The sequence below is a fragment of the Planococcus glaciei genome, assembly GCF_900099655.1.
GTDB classification, from domain to species: Bacteria; Bacillota; Bacilli; order Bacillales_A; family Planococcaceae; genus Planococcus; species Planococcus glaciei.
The window spans coordinates 151615-171307 of sequence record NZ_FNDC01000008.1 but is presented as its reverse complement, the minus strand read 5'-3'; the positions used below and the strand labels follow the sequence as shown (position 1 = coordinate 171307).

General features: G+C 47.0%; 16 protein-coding genes. 12 read left to right on the top strand and 4 right to left on the bottom strand.

The window, feature by feature from the left end; genetic code table 11:
- A partial coding sequence (locus BLQ32_RS19945) for a hypothetical protein (protein ID WP_074510427.1) occupies window positions 1-259 on the top strand: 259 nt, incomplete at its 5' end.
- A gap of 881 nt (window positions 260-1140) precedes the next feature.
- Here the strand turns inward: BLQ32_RS19945 and BLQ32_RS11560 are convergent.
- On the bottom strand, window positions 1141-2046 hold the full coding sequence (locus BLQ32_RS11560) for an SMI1/KNR4 family protein (RefSeq protein ID WP_074510425.1): 906 nt from the start codon (window positions 2044-2046) through the stop codon (window positions 1141-1143).
- A 728-nt stretch (window positions 2047-2774) separates the two neighbouring features.
- On the opposite strand from BLQ32_RS11560, the gene BLQ32_RS11555 reads away from it, so the two are divergent.
- The 7 genes from BLQ32_RS11555 to BLQ32_RS11520 all read left to right on the top strand — a co-directional run bounded on the left by BLQ32_RS11555 (window position 2775) and on the right by BLQ32_RS11520 (window position 12800).
- Window positions 2775-3365, top strand: coding sequence for a class I SAM-dependent methyltransferase (locus tag BLQ32_RS11555; protein WP_074510424.1), 591 nt, complete (start codon window positions 2775-2777; stop codon window positions 3363-3365).
- 1181 nt (window positions 3366-4546) lie between these two features.
- A complete protein-coding gene (locus BLQ32_RS11545) occupies window positions 4547-4999 on the top strand; it encodes a VOC family protein (RefSeq protein WP_074510422.1) in 453 nt (150 codons plus the stop codon).
- Window positions 5000-5155: 156 nt separating this feature from the next.
- Window positions 5156-5794, top strand: coding sequence for a pyridoxamine 5'-phosphate oxidase family protein (locus tag BLQ32_RS11540; RefSeq protein ID WP_074510421.1), 639 nt, complete (start codon window positions 5156-5158; stop codon window positions 5792-5794).
- A gap of 277 nt (window positions 5795-6071) precedes the next feature.
- A complete protein-coding gene (gene yiaA, locus BLQ32_RS11535; RefSeq protein ID WP_074510420.1) occupies window positions 6072-6527 on the top strand; it encodes an inner membrane protein YiaA in 456 nt (151 codons plus the stop codon).
- A 150-nt stretch (window positions 6528-6677) separates the two neighbouring features.
- On the top strand, window positions 6678-6971 hold the full coding sequence (locus BLQ32_RS11530; protein WP_074510419.1) for a hypothetical protein: 294 nt from the start codon (window positions 6678-6680) through the stop codon (window positions 6969-6971).
- 238 nt (window positions 6972-7209) lie between these two features.
- Window positions 7210-11379, top strand: a complete 4170-nt coding sequence (locus BLQ32_RS11525) for a tetratricopeptide repeat protein (protein ID WP_244890350.1) — start codon at window positions 7210-7212, stop codon at window positions 11377-11379.
- Window positions 11380-11591: 212 nt separating this feature from the next.
- Window positions 11592-12800, top strand: coding sequence for a Bcr/CflA family efflux MFS transporter (locus BLQ32_RS11520; protein ID WP_053166804.1), 1209 nt, complete (start codon window positions 11592-11594; stop codon window positions 12798-12800).
- A 58-nt stretch (window positions 12801-12858) separates the two neighbouring features.
- Here the strand turns inward: BLQ32_RS11520 and BLQ32_RS11515 are convergent, their stop codons facing one another.
- A complete protein-coding gene (locus tag BLQ32_RS11515) occupies window positions 12859-13485 on the bottom strand; it encodes an HAD-IA family hydrolase (protein WP_074510418.1) in 627 nt (208 codons plus the stop codon).
- Window positions 13486-13702: 217 nt separating this feature from the next.
- Here BLQ32_RS11515 and BLQ32_RS11510 point away from each other — a divergent pair, with 217 nt between their 5' ends.
- Complete coding sequence (locus BLQ32_RS11510) at window positions 13703-14758, top strand: glycosyltransferase family 2 protein (RefSeq protein ID WP_074510417.1); 1056 nt, start codon at window positions 13703-13705, stop codon at window positions 14756-14758.
- A 21-nt stretch (window positions 14759-14779) separates the two neighbouring features.
- Window positions 14780-15304, top strand: a complete 525-nt coding sequence (locus tag BLQ32_RS11505) for a GNAT family N-acetyltransferase (RefSeq protein WP_175557109.1) — start codon at window positions 14780-14782, stop codon at window positions 15302-15304.
- Window positions 15305-15435: 131 nt separating this feature from the next.
- Here BLQ32_RS11505 and BLQ32_RS11500 read toward each other — a convergent pair whose 3' ends face one another.
- Together BLQ32_RS11500 and BLQ32_RS11495 are read right to left on the bottom strand one after the other, a co-directional pair.
- Window positions 15436-16341 (bottom strand): ABC transporter ATP-binding protein, encoded by a 906-nt coding sequence (locus tag BLQ32_RS11500; protein ID WP_074510416.1) that lies wholly within the window; start codon window positions 16339-16341, stop codon window positions 15436-15438.
- Window positions 16341-17030, bottom strand: a complete 690-nt coding sequence (locus BLQ32_RS11495; RefSeq protein WP_074510415.1) for an ABC transporter permease — start codon at window positions 17028-17030, stop codon at window positions 16341-16343. The genes BLQ32_RS11500 and BLQ32_RS11495 overlap by 1 nt, the downstream gene beginning before the upstream one ends.
- Before the next feature lie 170 nt (window positions 17031-17200).
- On the opposite strand from BLQ32_RS11495, the gene BLQ32_RS11490 reads away from it, so the two are divergent.
- Together BLQ32_RS11490 and BLQ32_RS11485 are read left to right on the top strand one after the other, a co-directional pair.
- Window positions 17201-17908 carry a response regulator transcription factor gene (locus tag BLQ32_RS11490; RefSeq protein ID WP_074510414.1) on the top strand — a complete coding sequence of 236 codons (708 nt, stop codon included), beginning with the start codon at window positions 17201-17203 and terminating at the stop codon, window positions 17906-17908.
- Window positions 17905-19620 carry a sensor histidine kinase gene (locus BLQ32_RS11485; RefSeq protein WP_074510413.1) on the top strand — a complete coding sequence of 572 codons (1716 nt, stop codon included), beginning with the start codon at window positions 17905-17907 and terminating at the stop codon, window positions 19618-19620. Before BLQ32_RS11490 ends, BLQ32_RS11485 begins: the two co-directional genes overlap by 4 nt.
- The last annotated feature ends 73 nt before the right edge of the window (window positions 19621-19693 follow it).

Here is a 19693-nt window from a genome sequence, read left to right as displayed (position 1 = left end):
TCACCTGCCCATCACTGGGCAGGTTACCAAGGGTACTTGGCGTTTCAACCAGACCTCCCCGGGTAAGAACGCAATCTTTCCCTCCACCTATCTGCTTCATTTACTGCATGCGACCTTCGGCAGAAAGGGCTTTGCCTTGTTCAGCAGACTCACCCAATCGCACATAGCCTTATATGAAGTTCGTGTTCCTCAGACCGGAGGTTTGCCGCCCGCTTCCTTCAGATTCCACGTCGCCGTGGACACCCTTGCGCTTGGCTAACGGTTACTTCTGCCTTCACCGTTCGGGACTTGCACCCTATAGATTACGCCCATGCCGGGCACACTAAAACGAATGTAACTTAATGTGAATTAAGTTACATTCAATTTGTATTAAGAATGAGATAGCAAAAAGCTTTAATCGAGAAATTACAATTTTTATCCAAGAAGAAGGGGGTATAGAAAATTGAAAATGGGTTTTAACTAAGGGAGTTATTTACGATATGACAAATTTGAAATACTTTTTATATCTTTACTTTTTAAATTCTATATTTTTTCTTTGCATAGTTTATATGACTGAAAACTTTCAGGAATCTTTTACTAATTTGAATGCCGCTGACATCGTAAGTGGTATCGTAATCTTTCTAATTCTACTCTCCTATACGTGGTTACTACGAGACCCGCCATCCAAATATGACGAATTCGGAGAAAGAACAAAAAATCTGTATTTTTTCGGTTCTTTATTCACCGCAATAGTAACCATGATGTTTCTCATCAGTATATAAAGAATTAGGAAGGCAATGAATGTAACTTAATACTAATTATGTTGTATTCAAAAGCCCTCCAGTACTGGAGGGCTTCATCGCTTAGTATTGTTTCTTTTTCTTGAATAAAGCTCTAACTAAAAGGATTAATCCAATCAAAACGACGCCAGTAATAATTAGTCCCGGTACTCCAACATTAGTTAACATGTATTTCCTCCTTTTGTATCTACGGTTTCTGTTTAAAAATCTAAGTAGAATCCGCTTTCTCATAACTATACCCATTGATTTCCAGTAAAGTTTCGTTTTTCTCGAAATAATAAATTTTCAAGAGATTTTCTATTGGTTTTGAATGTAACTTATTAGCAATTAAGTTACATTTGATTTAAGTGAATCTCTATACTTACTCTTCTTCACCAAAGTCAATCTTTACGCCGACTACCTCTTTGGAGATATTGTATTTAATACTTACTTCATACAGGCCATCTCCGTATCCGGACATGGCCACTGCACCGCCAGGAAGTACGCCTCCCTGATCATCTGATGCCACTACATCCGAACAGGCAACGTAGTATTTCAATCCCTCTTCATCCATCTCGATACCGTAAACGTTTTCTACTTCACCAGGTATACTTTCATCTCTCCCAAATACAGCAGCATCGAAGATGCCAGCCTGTGCAGAGTCAACACTAATAAGCTGATCGCAAACATGCCATTTGCCACTCGGTTTCTTTTCTGTGAAGTAGGCCGTTAACGTGTCAACAACTTCATCGTCTGTATAAGAAATGGAAGCTGTCCATTGTCCTTTTTTTACATTCGATAGATGAACCTGTATCTCTGTATCTTCGGTTGAGTAACAAGGATCTGTGACAATCACCTTTCCACTTTCGATAGTAAAATTACCAAGAGATTGAGGCTTTCCAGCGCTATCTTTCGAAACGCTCCGTTCGATAAGCTCATTTAAAAGGTATGTTCTTTTGTCTAAACTTCTTTTTTTTGTATTCCAAAGATAGAGATACTCCTGCATCCACCTTTTTCGAATGCGATAACAAAGTTTATCTCCACTCTTATTCTCTCCAATACAAATCATATCAGCAGGTAAGTTTTCAGGTCTGTTGGATTGGTTTTGAATCATGATTAGTGAACATAAGACCCATTCTCCAAACTCAGCACCATTTGTTTCTAAATAAAGGTCTATGAGTTCACCTGGAAAGAGTGCGCCAAGCTCTTTTTCAGCTTTTTTTAAATCAACCAATGAAACGCCTGTAGTTATTGATTTTGAATCAACCATATCAATTACTTTTTTCATGCTTTATCCTCCATTTGCAATCCGATTGCGAAAGTGAAATTTTGTATTTGTTTTTTCTTAAAAGAGCTACAAAATTGACTATTCCTATTTTACCAAAATCAAGGAGAGTGCGTTTTTAATAATTTTGAATATTACATAATACTAATTATGTTGTATTCAGTCTCCCAATTCCATGCGTTTAATTAAAAAATACACAGAACCTGATTTCTATAAAAAAATGATACATTCAAAAGGCGAGGTTAAAAGGATTTAAAACTTGCATTTAAATGGATCTGATGTTGCCTCTCTAACGTTATCGAAACAAAAAAGCTTGTAAACCTGGTGTCGGTCTTAGTTATGCTGTTATTACATATTTTAGTCGTTGCAATGTCAGTCTCTATCACATTCATCATTTTGGCTGCACCGTTTGGTATAAAGCATGGTCAGTACCTCCACTGCATCTTGACGCTTTTAATTTTAAGGACAGCCATCAAGATCTGAAGCGAAATCTTCTAAACAGAAATATGAATTTAAAAGGAAAGGCGGCTGCCTGGCCGGTCTCCTTTCCTTTTATGTATTCCGCTGAGCGAAAAAAAGGTTTTGAACTAGGCTGTTTTTTTCAGGTGGGATGAGCTATAGAACCTAAAGCTTGCTCCACTGGACGCTTTTATCAGAAGATAGGGGAAGAACAACAATATGCTTTACTGAAAACCCCTTAACAATCCAAGAGAAAGCAAGGAGGACATCCAATGACCATGTGGAATGATCGTTTCAAAAATGAGAAGTACGTCTACGGAACCGAACCGAATGTGTTCCTGAAGGAAAAGCAGTCCCTCCTTTACGGAGAAGTACTGTCCATCGCGGAAGGGGAAGGAAGAAACGCCGTCTTCTTGGCCGAACAAGGGCTGAGCGTCTCGGCATGGGATTATGCCGAATTCGGACTGGACAAAGTGGGCAAGCTGGCAGCGAAACAAAACGTCCACGTAAATACAGAGCTCGTTGATTTGGCAGAAGTTCAGTGGCAGCAAAACCGGTGGGACGGGATTGTGAATGTTTTTGGGCATTTCCCAGGGGAAATCCGGCACAAAACCATTAAAGGAGTCAAGGAAGCCTTAAAGCCGGGTGGGTATTTTATAGCAGAAGTCTATTCCCATTACCAAATTCCCTACGGGAGCGGCGGTCCGAAAGAAGTCGATTTTCTCTACCGGCCGGAAGATTTTCTACAGGAATTCAGCGATTGGCGAATCGTCCATTTCTTTATGGGCGAGGTCACCCGCCATGAAGGCGATCTTCATAATGGATTGTCCCATGTCATCCAGTTTATTGGACAGAAACCGTAATCAATACGAGACAGGTTATTCATAAAAAGACGATCGGTTTTTCTCAAACCGATTGTTTTTTCTTCATTGCTTCGAAGCGTAGAACCCCTTATCTATTTTTCCGATTCTCCGTTTAAATTCCTCCAGATGGATCATTCTTGCTTCTCTCATCCTCTCGTTTCCATCCGCAAATAGAACAAGGACCAAAATGGTGAAAATGGACAGAAATCACCCATCGCTTCCTCTACCTGAGAAAATGAAGCACGGTAAGCACCTTTAATTTTTCTTTTTGTTCATAGGAGTATGTTTTTGCGAACTCTTGTACATTAAAGATATAAAGAAGATGGAGTACTAAAAAAACTTATAAAATAAAAAAGATGTCGTTAGTTGTTGGTCCACGGCGAATGAATGAAGAGTCTGAAAAATTAATTTTCCTACATAGATAAATAAACCTTTTATATGTTAAAATGTGGAAAAGTAAGAGAAGAATTAATAAGGAAAAATTTCTATCACTCTTATAGATACTAGCATCTCCTTTTTTTCATTTTGCTGTTGCGATTCTTTCGGCTAAGTAAAAATTTTATAATAAACTGAAGTGCATATTTAACGTGTTATACAAATAAAGTGGAGGTGTTTTGATGGAGTGGCTTAATTACGTAATTCCCATCCTGTTTCTCTCCGTGTTCATTTATGGATTTGTGAAACAAGTCCAACAGTCGGTGCTGCTATACAAAACAGTTTCACCCAATAATCCTTTTAATAAAAGGTTGCTCCTAGGCAATCATCTTTATAGTTTTTCATTTGGAGGATTTGTTACTCTTCTTATTTTGAATGGCTTTTTTTACTTGGGAGTTCTGCCGCAAACGCAGCAAATTGGCAACACTGTCAGCCTGGTTTCTTTTCTATTTCTGCTGCTGATGTTTATTTCCAAATTCGCAATTATACCGAAAGATCAGTTTCATTACCCAATCCGGAATAGAAGATGACTGGAGAATCAATAACTCTGCTTTGGCTTTATTGCGCCTGAAGATGATGGCGGGTTGATTGTAGCTGTTTCTGGAAATGAAATTGCTGCTTGGAGTCCGGAAGAGTTTAAATGAGGTTGATCATGAATAGATTAAAAAGGAATTTTCAACTTTTAACTCGAATGTATTCGGAAGACAATCAGACAGTAAATATAGATGCATAAAGGAGGTAAAACGATGGAGAAAAACAAATTGCTCCGAATGGATAATGTCGGCATTGTGGTGGACTCGCTGGATGACGCAATCGCATTTTTCGAAGAAATTGGTTTGAATTTTGAAGGACGGTCGATTATCGAAGGGGAATGGGCTGGCCGCGTAACCGGATTGGGTTCTCAGCGTGTCGAGATTGCTATGATGGCTACCCCTGATGGCCACAGCCGGCTTGAACTGTCGCGATTTCTCACCCCGCCGACAATCTCAGACCACCGGACCGCTCCTGTAAATGCCCTCGGTTATTTGCGCGTCATGTTCACCGTTGAAGACATTGACGAAATGGTATCCCGGCTCATCAAGCACGGTGCACAGCTCGTTGGCGAAATTGTTCAGTATGAGGACTCGTATCGGCTTTGCTACATTCGTGGACCCGAAGGGCTTTTAATCGGGTTGGCAGAACAACTCGATAACCAGTAAGAAATAATCTATCCTAACAGACCTGAAAAAATTTTCGCATTTCTTTTGTATGCTTTAGACTCTTTCCCGAATGTTCATAAAAGAAGAACGGACAAAATTCGGCTGCATGAACATTTGGAAAGGTCTGTGCAACGAAAAACGAGAGGATGAACACCGATGAAAATCGCTCCAACATTTCCAAACACCGTAAAGAACGTAGAAGAACTGCGTGAAATCACCGGCCAGCCGAGCGAATTGGTGAACAATAAAGTCATTTCCTATTTGGATGAGCATTGCAGGGATTTTATCGCCAAATCTCCTTTTCTCACGATTTCTACAGCGGACGCCTTCGGCAGGTGCGACGTCTCCCCGCGCGGAGACGATCCCGGATTTGTGTATGTGCTGAATGAAAAACAATTGATCATCCCCGAACGTCCTGGAAACAAACGAATGGATTCGATGCGGAACATTTTAGCGAATCCAAATATCGGCTTGCTGTTCCTGATTCCGGGACTCGGCGAGACTTTGCGCGTGAATGGAAAAGCCAGCATCATCCAGGACGAAGAATTGCTGGAGAAAATGGCGGCACATGGCAAAAGGCCGCTTCTTGGAATCGGTGTGGACGTAGAGGAATGCTTTATTCATTGCGCTAAGGCGTTCCGGCGTTCGGGACTGTGGGAACCTGAGAGCTGGGGAGACAAAGAGGAACTTCCAAAAGGCGCGAAAATCCTGGCAGCCCATGCAAAGTTGCCGAAAATCGACGAAGAAGCCGTGGGTAAAATCTTGGAGAAAAGTTACCGGGAAACGCTGTACTGAAATGCTCGCCGCAAGGGCAGTTGCACTAAAGGGAATGTCCATTTCCTGTTCTGCAAAAAAGAAATAGGGGTCTTAAATTTTTATGGAACAATAGTGAATAGGAGAAGCAGAGTGTGATAAAATATATCTATTAATGGAAAAAAGTGTGAGTCCAATAAATGTACATACGGTTTAATCAGGTAAATAGGAATTACTTAAGTATTCAACGGGCGTGAAAGTTTTCTGAAGCGTCCTGCATATAGATTATGATGCGTTGCAGACGAGAGGGGCTAGTTATATGTTGGGTGACAAAAACGAAGAGTTGTTTCCGGAAAAACCGAGAGAGAAACGCAGGCTTGGCGAACCGACCGCGGCATTTAAAGGGGCGGCTTGGGGGGCACTCCTAATTGGGGTGTCGACTTATTTGATCGGATTGTACAATGCGGCGATGGAACTGAACGAAAAAGGCTATTATATTGCTTTATTGATCCTTGGGCTCTATTCCGCCGTTTCGCTCCAAAAAGCCGTCAGAGACCGCGACGAAGGAATTCGGGTCACGAACCTGTATTACGGCATCAGCTGGTTTGCCTTGATTGCGGCAATTGCACTTATGGCCATCGGGCTGTTTAACGCAGGAAGCATCATTTTAAGCGAAAAAGGCTTTTACGGCATCTCGTTCGTCTTGAGCTTGTTCGCCGTGGTCACTGTACAAAAGAACGTTCGGGACACGGAAGAAGCAAACCAGGACAAGTAAATCAGTAAATAACAAACGCCTAACCTTTTTCCCGGTTAGGCGTTTTGTCTTGTCTACATATTCTTGAGAAGTTATTTGTGAAATGTGATAAATTCTTTAAGAGACGAGCTGGGAAACTTTATTTAAACAAAAACGATAAGGAGTGGGAATATGCCGGACATAAAGCGGATCAGCAAAGAAGATCAAGCCGGATTGCCAAAATTCCAAAACCAGGAAGAAGCGATTGGTTATTTTGAGAAAACCTACGGGGAGAAATTCGTCTTTGAAGAGTCGATCGAGACAGAAGAAGGAAATTGCCATTTTTACCGCTTGATTACAGACGAAGAAGCTTATATAAAAGGCATTACGGAATTGAATGCGAATGGCCATGTGGGCTTGGCATTTATGGACAGCTACCAGCCGGTTCAAATCAGGGAGAACGGCGACATTCAGATAGCCCATTGAAAACTGCCTTCTTCACCGGCATATCCGGAAGAATTTACATTCTTTTATAAACCAACCATGATTAGTTCCCGGCGGTTTCCGCCAGGAACTTTTTGTTTTTACGCGTTGGGACCTACGAAAGAATGCAGGGAATGATTCACCTATTCAACAATTCAGAAAAAGCTGTTGCACCCTATAATTTTCCAACATATAATTAAGAAACTGCAAAAAAAGCAGGGGGATAAGGGAGAGAAAAAGAATGGCCATTGACATGAAAGCACATGAAATCCAAACTGCCGAACAAATGATTCGAGCCATTCGCGGGCTCTGGGACGCGCGTTCCATCAAACGGCTTCGCGAGTGGCTCGGGGACATTGAAACGGAAGAAGAATACTACCGCCTGATGCGGCTTGCCGATGAAGCGGATTTATACAATTACAGCAATCTGTTGGCGACCCATGCTTACAAGCGTTTCGGAACGCTGCGTCCGTTTGCCTGGCATTGCGGCCGGCTGCTTGAAAACGGAAAAAGCCTGGAAGCGGAAGAAAAGATGCTTGGCCGCCTGCAAGGGGCCGCAGCTTCCACTTACAAAGCGGAGGAACTCGCTTCCGCCCATCAATTGCTGGTGCGCGTTTTTTGCCAGTTAAACCGGCTGCCGGAAGCGAAAGAACAACTGGCCAAAATCGAACACGTGCGGGGGTCCGTATGGCCTGATTTGACCGGCTATTACTACATGCACAGCGGGGAATGGGACAAAGCCGAACACGAGCTGAAAAAGGCGCTGGACGAGGAGTCGAATGACCGGGACAGCTTCGCGCGCCTGTTTTATGCGGATGTCTTGTCGATGCTCGGCCGGCAAGCCGAATCGTTGGCTGTGCTTGAAGAAGGCGATGCCTTGGAAGAGAACAGCTGGGCTTATGAGACGGAACAAGTAAGCCGCCTTTTCCACCTGGAACGCTATGCGGATGCGCTGCGTATGATGGACGGATTTAATGAAAAAAACCCGTTCCATGTTCACCGGGATCATTTTACTTATTTGAAAGCGGTGTGTTTGTACCGGCTTGAGCAGTGGATGGAATTGGAAACCTGGATTGAAAAGCACCGCGAGCTGTTAAAAGACAGCATCTACGGCAAAGCCGAGATTCGCCGGGACGAAAAACAGGTCCTGCTGAAAACAACGCCGAAAGTCCAGAAGATGAATTATTGTGTACCGGCTTCGTTGTCGCTCATGCTGGAAGTGTACGGCAAAAACATTGGACAGGACGAAATCGCTTCCCATGTCTTTGATGTGACCGGCACCAAACTCCGGACTACGATGAAATACATGGAATCGCTTGGGCTCGGTGCCCGGTATTTCAAAGGGGACGTTGCACTTTACAAGCAGTTTATCGATGCCGGCGTGCCGATCCTCCTCAGCATGATGATTGAAAACAGCGCCCATGTCCAAGTGGTCGTCGGCTATGACGACCGGCTGCAGGGGCTCATCATCCAGGATCCGAACGATCTGGCACCGTATTTATTGGCTTATGCCGACGCACAGAAAACCTACCGGATGTCCGATTCGCTGAGCATGGTGTTTGTTGAAAAAGAACAGAAACACCTCCTAAACTCACTTGACGAAAATGAACACCGCTTTTTCACGGAGCTGTATGAATTTCTGGAAGACGAAGAAGGCGAAGTGGAAGAAAGCGATGCGTTCCTGGCGTTTTTGACTGCCCATCTTGAAGAGCGCTACGCGGCCGTCATCGGCTTGTCGTCGCTGTTTACCGACCGTGCCAAAGCCCTGCATCCCCAGTGGCTGGAGCGGCTGTATTCAGAGTTTGGCAAAGAAGATGCGGAAGTGGCTTTATTGGCTGCCCATATGCACTTTGTCAGCGATCAACTGCCGGATGCCTTGCAATGCCTGGAACACGTGGAGATCAAAACCAGCCCCTATGCGCAGTATTTAAAAGGCGCCATTTTGATGAAGCAGGACGCTTTTGACAAAGCCGTTCCCTTTTTGAAACGCTCCATTGAAATGGATCCCGTGCAGCCCGACGCCTATAGCCGGCTTGCCCGCTGTTATACGGAAATGGGCAAGGTCTACCAGGCGTTCAAATGGTCCAGCATCGCGCTTGACCAGCTGCCAAGCAGTGTGTCCGTCCAAATCAACCACGCCTTGATCCAATCCGAATCCGGTGCGCATGAAAAAGCGTTGGAACGCTTCCGCAAACTGGCCGAAAGCGAGCCGGAAGACGAGTTCTTCATTTACCAGATGGGCTGCTGCCTGCAGCAGTTGGGCCGGGACGCCGAAGCGCTTGATGCGTTCAAGCGGTCGATTGAATTGGAGTCCGGCGAACCGTTCCCGTATTTGCGGATGGCGGAAATCCATATGGAAGCGGAAAACTGGGCGGAAGCGAAAAAGGCGCTCGACGAAGGCATTGCAAATACCGATTTGCATATGTATCTCGGGCACATCGCTACGGAGCAGAAGGAGTATCCAAAAGCGGAAGCGGAGTACCGGAAAGCGCTGGAACTGGATCCAAAAGATTTGTTTGCGGTGTCGCATATCGCCCATGTGTTGATTAAACAGGAACGTTATCTGGAAGCGCACAACTGGATTGAAGGTTATGTTAGAGAAGGCGATGCCGGCTTCTTCATTCGGGTTGCTTCCCTGTTGTGGGAAGAATGGGCAGATGATTCCGGCAAAGCAAAGGCGCTCAGCCTGCTTGAAGAAGGACTCTCCGATAGAGATCGGGACGGTTTTCATGATCTGGCCATTAAATACGCTGAATTCGGGGAGGAAGCGCCGTTGCACCGGACGCGGGTGCTGGAACACATTCAAGCCTTGCGTGAAACTCAGCCCGATGAAATTCTTTTGTGTTTGGAAGGCGAACTGCACGAAGAAGCCGAAAACCACCGCTATGCACGCAAGCTGTACAAACAGGCGCTTGACCTTGCCAACTATGCTCCGGCTTGCTACCGCCTCGGCCTCTTGGAAGAAAAGCGGGAGAAAAATGAACAGGCCATCTTGAACTACCGCCGCTGCATTGAATTGGATCCAAGCTTTAGCGCCGCCCACACAGCGATGATGCGTGCTTATGCGGCGAGCGGCAATCCGGAACGGGCATTTATCGAAGCGCTTCATGTATTGGAGCACGATCCGCAGGAACTGGATTTTGAAGAATTGTTTGCCTTAGCGGATTCCGAACAAGCGGTTCAATTGATTGCTGGAACTTTAGAGAAAATTTCCGAGAAAGTGCCGGAAGAATGGCTGCTTTCAGCGAAAGCGCATGTTGCGGAAAAAGAAGGCCGTTTGAAAGAGGCGGACGCTTTGTTTCTTGAGGCGAAAGCGACAAACGGCGCGCATGCCTCGCATTTTGATCACGTCGAGTTCTGCGAGCGCCAAGGCGATTTTAAACGCGCAGCGGTCCTGCTGGAAGAAATGATCGACGAACATCCGGAGATTGTCGGACTGTACGAAAAATACGTTTTGATGCTCAGCCGAATCGGCAAAACCGCGGAAATCGAGAAACGTTTGAAGCGGCGGCTTGCCGGAGAGGACCTGGCGATGGCGAAAGCGCACAGTGCGCAGTTTTTGGCGCAGTGGTTCGAAGAAGCCGAACAGGAAGAACCGAAAGGGATGCTGAACAAATTGCGGCATAACACACGCTCGCTGCGCACGATCACCCAAGTGATTTCCTTGTATGAAGCAGCCATCAAACGCTTGCCGGACAACGAACTGCCGGTCATGCAATTGGCCTCGCTCTACCTGTCGCGCGATATGGCCAAAGAAGCGGTCGATGAGCTGAAGCCGTTTGTGGAACGCACCGGGAATTACGAGGCGGCGCTTTTATTGATACAAGCGACGCTTCAGCTGGCGGATGAAAAAGAGTCGTATAAGCTTGCCCGGTCGGCTGCAGTTGCAGCCCGGAAGCTCCACGAACAACAGCCATCCGATACCCGCGTCCTTATGTTGCGGGGCGAAGCCTTGGCGGTGATCGATGAAACCAAAAAAGCGCGGGAACAGTTTGAAGAAGTGATCCGGTTGGAGCCTTTCCATGCAGAAGGCTATGTCCGCCTGCTGCATTTGCTGGCTGAACGGCGCCCTGGTGAAGTGCCGGCGTTTAAAGACCGCTTGCCGGAACAGCTGAAAGACCATGAGTGGATCCGCCTGAACCTCGGCATGGCGTATATCGAAGTGGAGGAAGCGGCGCTCGCTCAGGAAATCCTGCTGTCATTGATCGAAGACGAAGACGATTATTTGCCGGCATACTACGAGCTGGCGCGCAGCGAAATGCTGCTTGGCCAAAAACAAGCAGCTGTCACGCATTTTGCGCAGCTTTTGAAACGGGAAGAAGGCAGGCATTACCTCTTTGCCGCTGCTGAAGAGCCGGCATTCGAAGACGTGTTGGAACAACTCGAAGCCTTGTCTGCCGAATCTGCTTAAAAGACAGGCAAAGAAATCAATTTAAAAGAAAGCCGCAGAGCCGCTCAATAAAGATTGGGCGGCTTTGTTGTTTTCTTTTTCTTAATGCGCATTCGTATTTTTTTCATCTCTAAAGCGCTTACATCAAAATCCGGCGGTTTCTTCGTTAAAAAGCATGTTACGCTAAACGAGGAAAATAAAGAGAGAATTTGTATTGAAAGGTTTTGATCTCCATGTTGCACAACCCTACCGGAAAAGCACGGCTCGGGCTGGCGTTTCTCCTTGCCATGCTTGGCATTTTGGCGCCCCTGAATATTGACATGTACTTGCCGAGCTTTCCTGGCATCGCCGGTGATTTAAACGCTTCGGCGTCACTCGTGCAGCTGAGCTTGACGACTTGCCTGATTGGCCTCGCAGTAGGCCAGATTGTCGTCGGGCCAATCAGTGATGCACAGGGCAGAAGAAAGCCGCTGCTCATTGCCATTTCTTTGTTTGTGCTGTCGTCGATTCTGTGCGCACTCGCTCCGTCGATCGAGATGCTGGTCGTGGCCCGCTTTCTTCAAGGATTTACCGCTTCTGCCGGCGTCGTGTTGTCGCGGGCGGTGGTGCGGGATGTCTTCAGCGGCAAAGAGCTGACGAAATTTTATTCGCTGTTGATGGTCATCAATTCGGTCGCACCGCTCGCAGCTCCGCTTGCCGGCGGCGCCATCCTGGCGCTGCCGTTTGCCAACTGGCAGACCATCTTTTATTTTCTGGCGTTTCTGGGCATCCTGATTGTCGCAACCATCGGATTGAAATTGCCGGAGACCTTGCCAGAAGACAAACGAATCCCAAGTTCCATCGGTGAATCCATCCGGACCATGCTTGGCCTGTTAAAAGACCGTTCCTATACGGGCTATACGCTCATTGCCGGTTTTGTCCACGGCGGCAGTTTTGCTTACGTGGCGGGAACGCCGTTTGTGTACCAGGGGATTTACGGCGTGTCGCCGCAAGTGTTCAGTATTCTCTTTGGCATCAACGGCATTGCCATCATTTTGGGCAGCTACTTGATCGGGCGGTTCGGCGGCATCGTTCCGGAAAAGCGCATGCTGCAAATTGCGGTAACCGTGGCCGGTGTGGCAACTTTTGTGCTGCTATTGGCCACTATCGTGCAAGGGCCGCTTGCGACGATCGTCATCCCGATTTTCATCTATATGATCACCATCGGCATGATCCTGACCAGCTCGTTTACGCTCGCGATGCGCGAACAAGGCCACCGGGCGGGCAGTGCCAGTGCAGTCATCGGCATGCTGCCGTTGTTGGTCGGAGCCGCAGTGTCGCCGTTGGTCGGCATTGACGAAACCACGGCCGTCCCCATGGGGGCGATATTATTCGCCACTTCATTGATCGGCTTGATCGCGTTTTATTCCTTGCCTAAACAGACAAAAGAAATCAATGATTAATACACAAAAAGAGCAATCGCTGAAAGCTGGCGATTGCTCTTTTTAACGCTTGCAAAGCTTATTCCGCAATCAATGCATCGAGCAGTTCCTGCGGCGAATGCACGACAAATTTCGGACGTTCCTTCTCAATCAATTCAAATCCGTCCAGCCCCCAGCTGACCCAGGCAAACGGCACGGCCACATTGTTGCAGGCCACAATGTCCCGCACTTCGTCTCCGACATACAACAATTGCTCGGCTGAAACATTCTGCTGCTTCATGTATTTCCGGATGACCGTATCCTTGCCGAAAATGCGGCTCGACGTCAGCACTTGTGACACCGTCTCGATGCCTTCCTGCTTTAAAAACAATTCAATGTTTTCTTTGGCATTGGACGAAATGATGACGATGCGGTAGCCGTTATGGGCCAATGCGTCGAGCATGTCCTTGATGCCGTCAAACAGCGCCACTTCGTTCATATGGGCTTTGAAATACTGGTAAACCTTCGGCAAGATGACAGGGATTTTGTGCATCGGAAATCCGTACTTTTTGGCGCGCTGCTGAATCGTCAAGTTGCGGGATGCCGCCAAATCTTTCTCGCTGACCGGCAAGTAATTGAACTGCACGGCGTACGTATTCCACGCCTGCATAAACAGCGGCATGGAATCGGCTAACGTGCCGTCAAAATCAAAAATGATCGTTGTCATAAGCCAACCTCTTTCCAGTGAATGATTGTTGCTTTTAAGTATAATCTGTAACCCAAACGATGCCAACTTCCACCTCTATGATAGGGACAAGAACAAAAGCCGTAGAAAGGCAGCAGAGGAAAAAAATCCATGACTGTTTTTCAGTTAATTCTGTTAAAATAAAATTATGTTCGGATTCCTAAGTAGTAGCCTACAGAAAAAAGTCAGGAGGATTCCAATGAAGGACATGAAAAAAGTGAGCTTTATCGTTCCTGTTTACAATGCTGAAAAGTTTTTGGCGAAAAGCATCACCAGCATCCTCCACCAAACCCATCCTCATATCGAACTCATTCTTGTAAACGATGGATCAACTGACGGCAGCGGGAAGATTTGTGACCAGTACGCAAAACAAGACACCCGCGTAAAAGTGATCCATCAGCCAAATGCCGGACCGTCCGCAGCGCGAAACCGCGGTATCGCAGAAGCAAGCGGCACGTATATCCAATTTGCGGACTCAGATGATTTTATTGATCAGCACATGACAAAACGGCTGGTGCAGGCGATGGAGGGCGGCAGCGAACTGGCCATCTGCGGCTATCAAAAAATCCTGATGCGCGGAGACCAGATCATCAAATCTGAAATCCACCGCATTCCCCAAAACGGAAATTTCACAAAAGAACAATTTTTATTGCATTTCGGGGAACTGTACCAGTACTACTACATCCACTTTAATTGGAACAAGCTGTATGATGCCCATCTCTTAAAAGATTCAGGACTGGCATTTGACCTGGAAGTCAACTGGGGAGAGGATTTGCTGTTTAATTTGCGTTATATCGATAAATGCCGAAACATCAGCCTTATTCCGGATGCCTTCTATTACTACATCGATTCCAATGCCGCGTCCATCACGAGCCAGTTCCGCGCGGATCTCTACAGCAATATGCAATTGATGCAAGGGGCAGTTAAGGAATTTCTGCAAAAAAACCATGCGTATGCAGGAAAGAACAAAGTGCTGTTTGAAAACTTTTATACATCCCGGGTTATGACTTGTTTCTGGAACTTATTTCATCCAAGCAGTACGCTGACGCCGGATTTGGCAAAAAAGCAGATGGGCGAAATCATCCATAATGAATGGCGGCATAAACGGGCCAGTTATTTTCAGTCAGGCAATTTTGAGAAGAGATTGATCGGGACCTTGATTAAGCGGCAGGCGGTCGGCGCCTTGTACCGTTATTATTCATGGAAAAGCCTTGTGAAAAGGAGACTGTTGCCAAAAGAAAAGAAATGGGTGTAATGGGCAGTTAGGAGCTAGTAAATGAGCGGACACAAGAGTATCGACCATCTTAAAGGAGTGGAGCATTTGAAAGCCATTATTCGAAAAGCACAAAAGAAAGATATCCAGGCCATCCAGCACGTGGCGAAAGAAAGTTGGCACGATACCTATAAGGAATTGATCCCGGAAGCGATCCAGGACCAATTTCTGGAGCAGGCCTATTCCGATGAAATGATGGCGAAACGAATCGACCACAGCCTTTTTCTCGTTGCTGAAAGCGATTCGGACGTCATCGGCTACGCCGCCGCTTTTCAAAAAGACGGCCAAGCAGATCTTAGTGCCATCTATTTACTGCCGGAAGCCAAAAGCAATGGAATTGGGACACAGCTGCTGGAAGGTGTGCTCGAAGCGTTGGACGGTGTGAAGGAACTATACGTAGAAGTGGAAAAAGGAAATACCAGCGGAGAAACGTTTTACGCGGCAAAAGGCTTTTCCGTGGTCGATGAATACGAAGATGACTTATTCGGACATACGTTACAGACAAAGAAAATGGTTCTAATCATTTAATGAATATGCTGCCGGATTAACGACTAGTTGTTACGGAGAGTTGAATAACGATTATTCGCAAAACGGATTTATTGAATATTGATGAATAACCCCTGAAACGCACAACCGACATGCGTTTCAGGGGTTATTCATTATTCTTCGAGGAACATTTCTTCGAGCGACGGTTCGTTGACTTCGACGCGGAAGACATCCACTTGGCATTTGGTAAACGCCCGGATGATTTCAGCGATCTTTCGTTCACTGCCGACGGTCAAACTGCTGGAGGACGCCGTCGTTTTCAAATCGCTGCCTGCTGTTTCGAGCCAGTCATACAGGTTTTCGGCTTCGCTTTCCGGAATCGCCGAATGCTTGAATTTCACTTCCAGGGTGGAGCGGTAATACGAGCGCAGTTCTTCCATGCTGCCTTTTTTGACGATGGCGCCTTCTTTCATGATGGCGATGGTCGAACAAAGCTTTTCGACTTCAAATAAATTATGCGAAGTCATGAAAACGGTTTTGCCGCTTGCCTGCAAATCCCGGATAAGCTGATGGATTTGCAACGCGGATTCTGCATCCATGCCGGAAGTCGGCTCGTCCAGAAAGATGAGTTCCGGCTCATGGATGATGGCTTGTGCAATCCCCAGCTTTTTCTTCATGCCAAACGAGAATTTGCCGACTTTTTTGGATAGGTCCTGCTCCAGGCCGACCATTTTCAGCACCGCTTTGCACTGGGAAGTGGAAACCGGCATGCCGGAAAGTGCGGACAGGAATTTCAAATGCTTGATGGCGTTCATCGAATTGTAAAAGCTTGAGTAATCCGGCATGACACCGATGTGTTTCTTCAGGCGCTGATTCGGCCCTTCCACACCAAGCAAGGAAAAGCTGCCGCTTGTCGGACGGATGATGCCCGTCAGCATATTGATGAACGTCGATTTCCCCGCGCCGTTGCGGCCAAGGAATCCGAAGATTTCTCCTCGTTCGACCGTTAGATCGATGCCATGGATAACCGGTGTCGCCCCGTATGATTTTTTCAGGTTTTTCGTTTCAATGACGTTCATTAACATTCCCTCCTATTGAACAATGCGAGTGCGGCCGCAAGTACCAGTCCCGCCAACCCGAAAATGACTAAAAATGAATAATCATCGTTGATCAAATAATAATAAGGGCTGACAAACTTTAACCAGGAAACCCATAAGTTATTGGTGAAGGCGACCCATACGCCAAGAATCGGCAAGGCGATTCCGAGTAAGACACCGAGAAACATCGTATAAGACGGCTTTGGAATCAGGACCGACAAGAGGACGGCCAAAGCAATTTGGAACGTCACGAGCGCGATGGTTTGCGAAAAGATGAACAGATCGATTTTCAAAGAAAACAAACTGATGATGAGAAATGAAATCAAAATGCACACGAACCAAAACAACCAGATGCCTAAATACTTGCCCAGCACAATCGAAATTCTCGAAGTCCGGGTGACCAAAAACCGCATCGTGCGTTCGTGGAGCTCCCGGTTAATGGTGTCGTGCGACAGGCCCATCACGAACAATTGGCCGAAGCCTACCAATAAAAAGAGCAGGCCCGCGGTATGGACATCTTCCGCTTCACTTGCCGACAGCCCGGCACCTACGGTCAACAAATCGGAAAACTTTGCGGAATAATAAGATGTAACGAGTAACAGGGCGATCATGAGCAGTGACATGATGCTTTGGAACAAACTTGAAAACTCTTTTTTGCCAATGGCGAACATCGACTTTCCTCCGTTTCATAACGTGCATGTATTTCTGAAGCTGTCTTCAGTATAAATGCCTTAACTTAAGTGAAGGAAACCTGTTCCTTAATTTTTCCTTAATTCCGCTTTTTCCCTTTTTGGAATGATATGATTATTTACAGGAAAACGGTAAAGAAAGGATTTTTACGATGCAGGAACCGCACTTATTAATTGTAGATGATGAACCCGCTATTTTACATATGCTGACAACGATTTTAACAAAAGAAGGCTTTCGTTCAATTGATACGGCGGGATCTGCCGAAGAAGCGCTGGCGCTCTCCAAGCAAACGGCATACGATTTGATCCTGCTCGATGTCATGCTGCCGGAGCGCAGCGGTTTTGACATCTGCCCGTTGATCCGGGAAACAACGGATGCTTCCATCTTTTTCTTGACTGCCCGGTCGTCGGATTTGGACAAACTGTCCGGTTTTGCGGTCGGAGCGGACGATTACATTACCAAACCGTTCAATCCATTGGAAGTGGCGGCGCGCGTGAAAGCCCATCTGCGGCGCCGAAGCGGCAAAAATCCGGTCCAGGCCCAACAGACGATGTACAGCGCCGGCCCGGTGTACATCAACACGCTGTCTGCGGAAGTGAAGATTGACGGCAAGCCGGTGGATCTGCCGGCGCAAGTGTACCAATTGTTGCTGTTTTTCTGCCGCCACCCCAATCAGCTGTTCAGCAAAAGCCAATTGTACGAAAACGTCTGGGGTGAAGAATTCCTGGGCGAGGACAATACGGTGATGGTCCATATCCGAAAGCTGCGCGAAAAAATTGAACAGGACCCCAGCAGCCCGAAACTGATTGTGACGGTGCGGGGGCTGGGTTACAAATTTGTGCCGGCAGGTGGCCTATGAATCTGCACAAGCGCTTTTTGCTGCAATTTTTCACTCAGCTTCTTTTGTTGTCAGCGGTTTTCTTGGTGACCATCCTGGCCATTTGGGCCATTATCGGATTTTCGCTGACGGAACAGGATGCCCGCCAAGATCTTGCCAAAGCCGAAAGTTCCTACTTTACCGGCAAAATATCGGTTGACGGAAAAAACGTATCCATCGATCCGGAGTTAAAAGAACTGGCCGAGCGCCAAAATGGCCAGCTCCTCGTGGTGGATGCAGAAGGAAATGTCCTTGATTCTTTCCAGGCGCCGGAACAAACGCCTTCCCGGATGAAGGCAAACGAATTGGCGGCATGGCTGCTCGGGACGGATTCGGCAGGCAAAGAACGCGCTTATTGGAAACTGGAATACTTTGATGAGGATCCGCTGTATTTATTGTTCGAAAAAGAAAACAAAGCCGCGGGCTTAACGGCCGCTTTGGAACCCGGTGTGGATTGGGGCCAAAAGCAACTCGGGTTGACCGCGGACATGGAAAAGAAGCTGCAGGCGGAAAACGCCTGGGTCCAGCTTGTGGATGTCGGCGGAGTAGTGGTGGACAGCTTCGGGGAAGAGGCGCCCAAGTTTACGGCTTCCATTGACGGGATTGACCGGCTCGCCGCGAAATGGCCGATGCTGTCTGTATCGGTGGACGAAGCCACCCAGACTGCACTCTATGTCGGAGTTGCCGAAACGCCCTCCTCTTTTTTGGAGGACAGTTTTGCCGACCGCAAGCTGATTTACGTTTTTCTTCTGCTGCTTTTGCCTTTAGTCATCGGCACGTTTTGGTATGCCCGGAAGTTCGGCATGCCGCTTTTGGTCATGATGCAATGGATCCAAAACCTTGGCAGCCGCCAATACGAAGCGCCGCAGGATGCAAGCGGCCAACCGGCCCTCTACACCAAAAAAGGCAAGATGAAGCGGAAATACCGGCTATATAAGGATTTGATCGGGACATTAGAGCAATTGACCGATACCTTAAAGCAGCACAAAGTGCAGCGCCGCGAACTCAACCAGACGCGCGAAGACTGGATCAGCGGATTGTCGCACGACCTCAAGACGCCGCTGTCTTCCATTTCCGGCTATGCGCAATTGCTGGAAGCGGAAAATTACCAATGGTCCAAAACCGAGGCAAAAGAGTTTGCCGGCATCATCCATGAAAAATCGGGCTATATGATGGAATTGCTGGAAGATTTGACCTTGACGTTCCGCTTGAAGAACCATGCCTTGCCGCTTTCGAAAGAACCGGTGGAACTGAACGAATTCATGCGGCGCACCATCATTCAATTCATCAATGAACCGGCAAACGCCAATTTTGAATTTGATTTTCAGCCGGCCGAAGAAGATGTTATGGCTGACATCGACCCGAAATGGTTCCAGCGCATCGTCGACAACTTGATCGCCAATGCGGTAAAGTACAATCCAGCGGGAACGACAATTACCGTAGCCTTGTCAACAATTGAGGAGCACTTGTTCATCGTCCGGATTGAAGACGACGGAACCGGCATGGACGCAAAAACGCTCAACAAGCTGTTCGAGCGCTATTACCGCGGGTCGAACACCGTGGAATCCGGAAACGGTTCCGGCCTGGGCATGGCGATCACGAAGCAATTGGTTGGGCTGCACGGCGGTTCGATTAAAGTAACGAGCGAAGTCGGCCGTGGTACAACCGTCCGGCTCATGGTGCCGATGCAATAAGTTATAAGAATGGTAAGGCAATGGAAAAATCCCGCCCTAGGAGTCGTCATAGGAAGCGGGATTTTTTATTTTC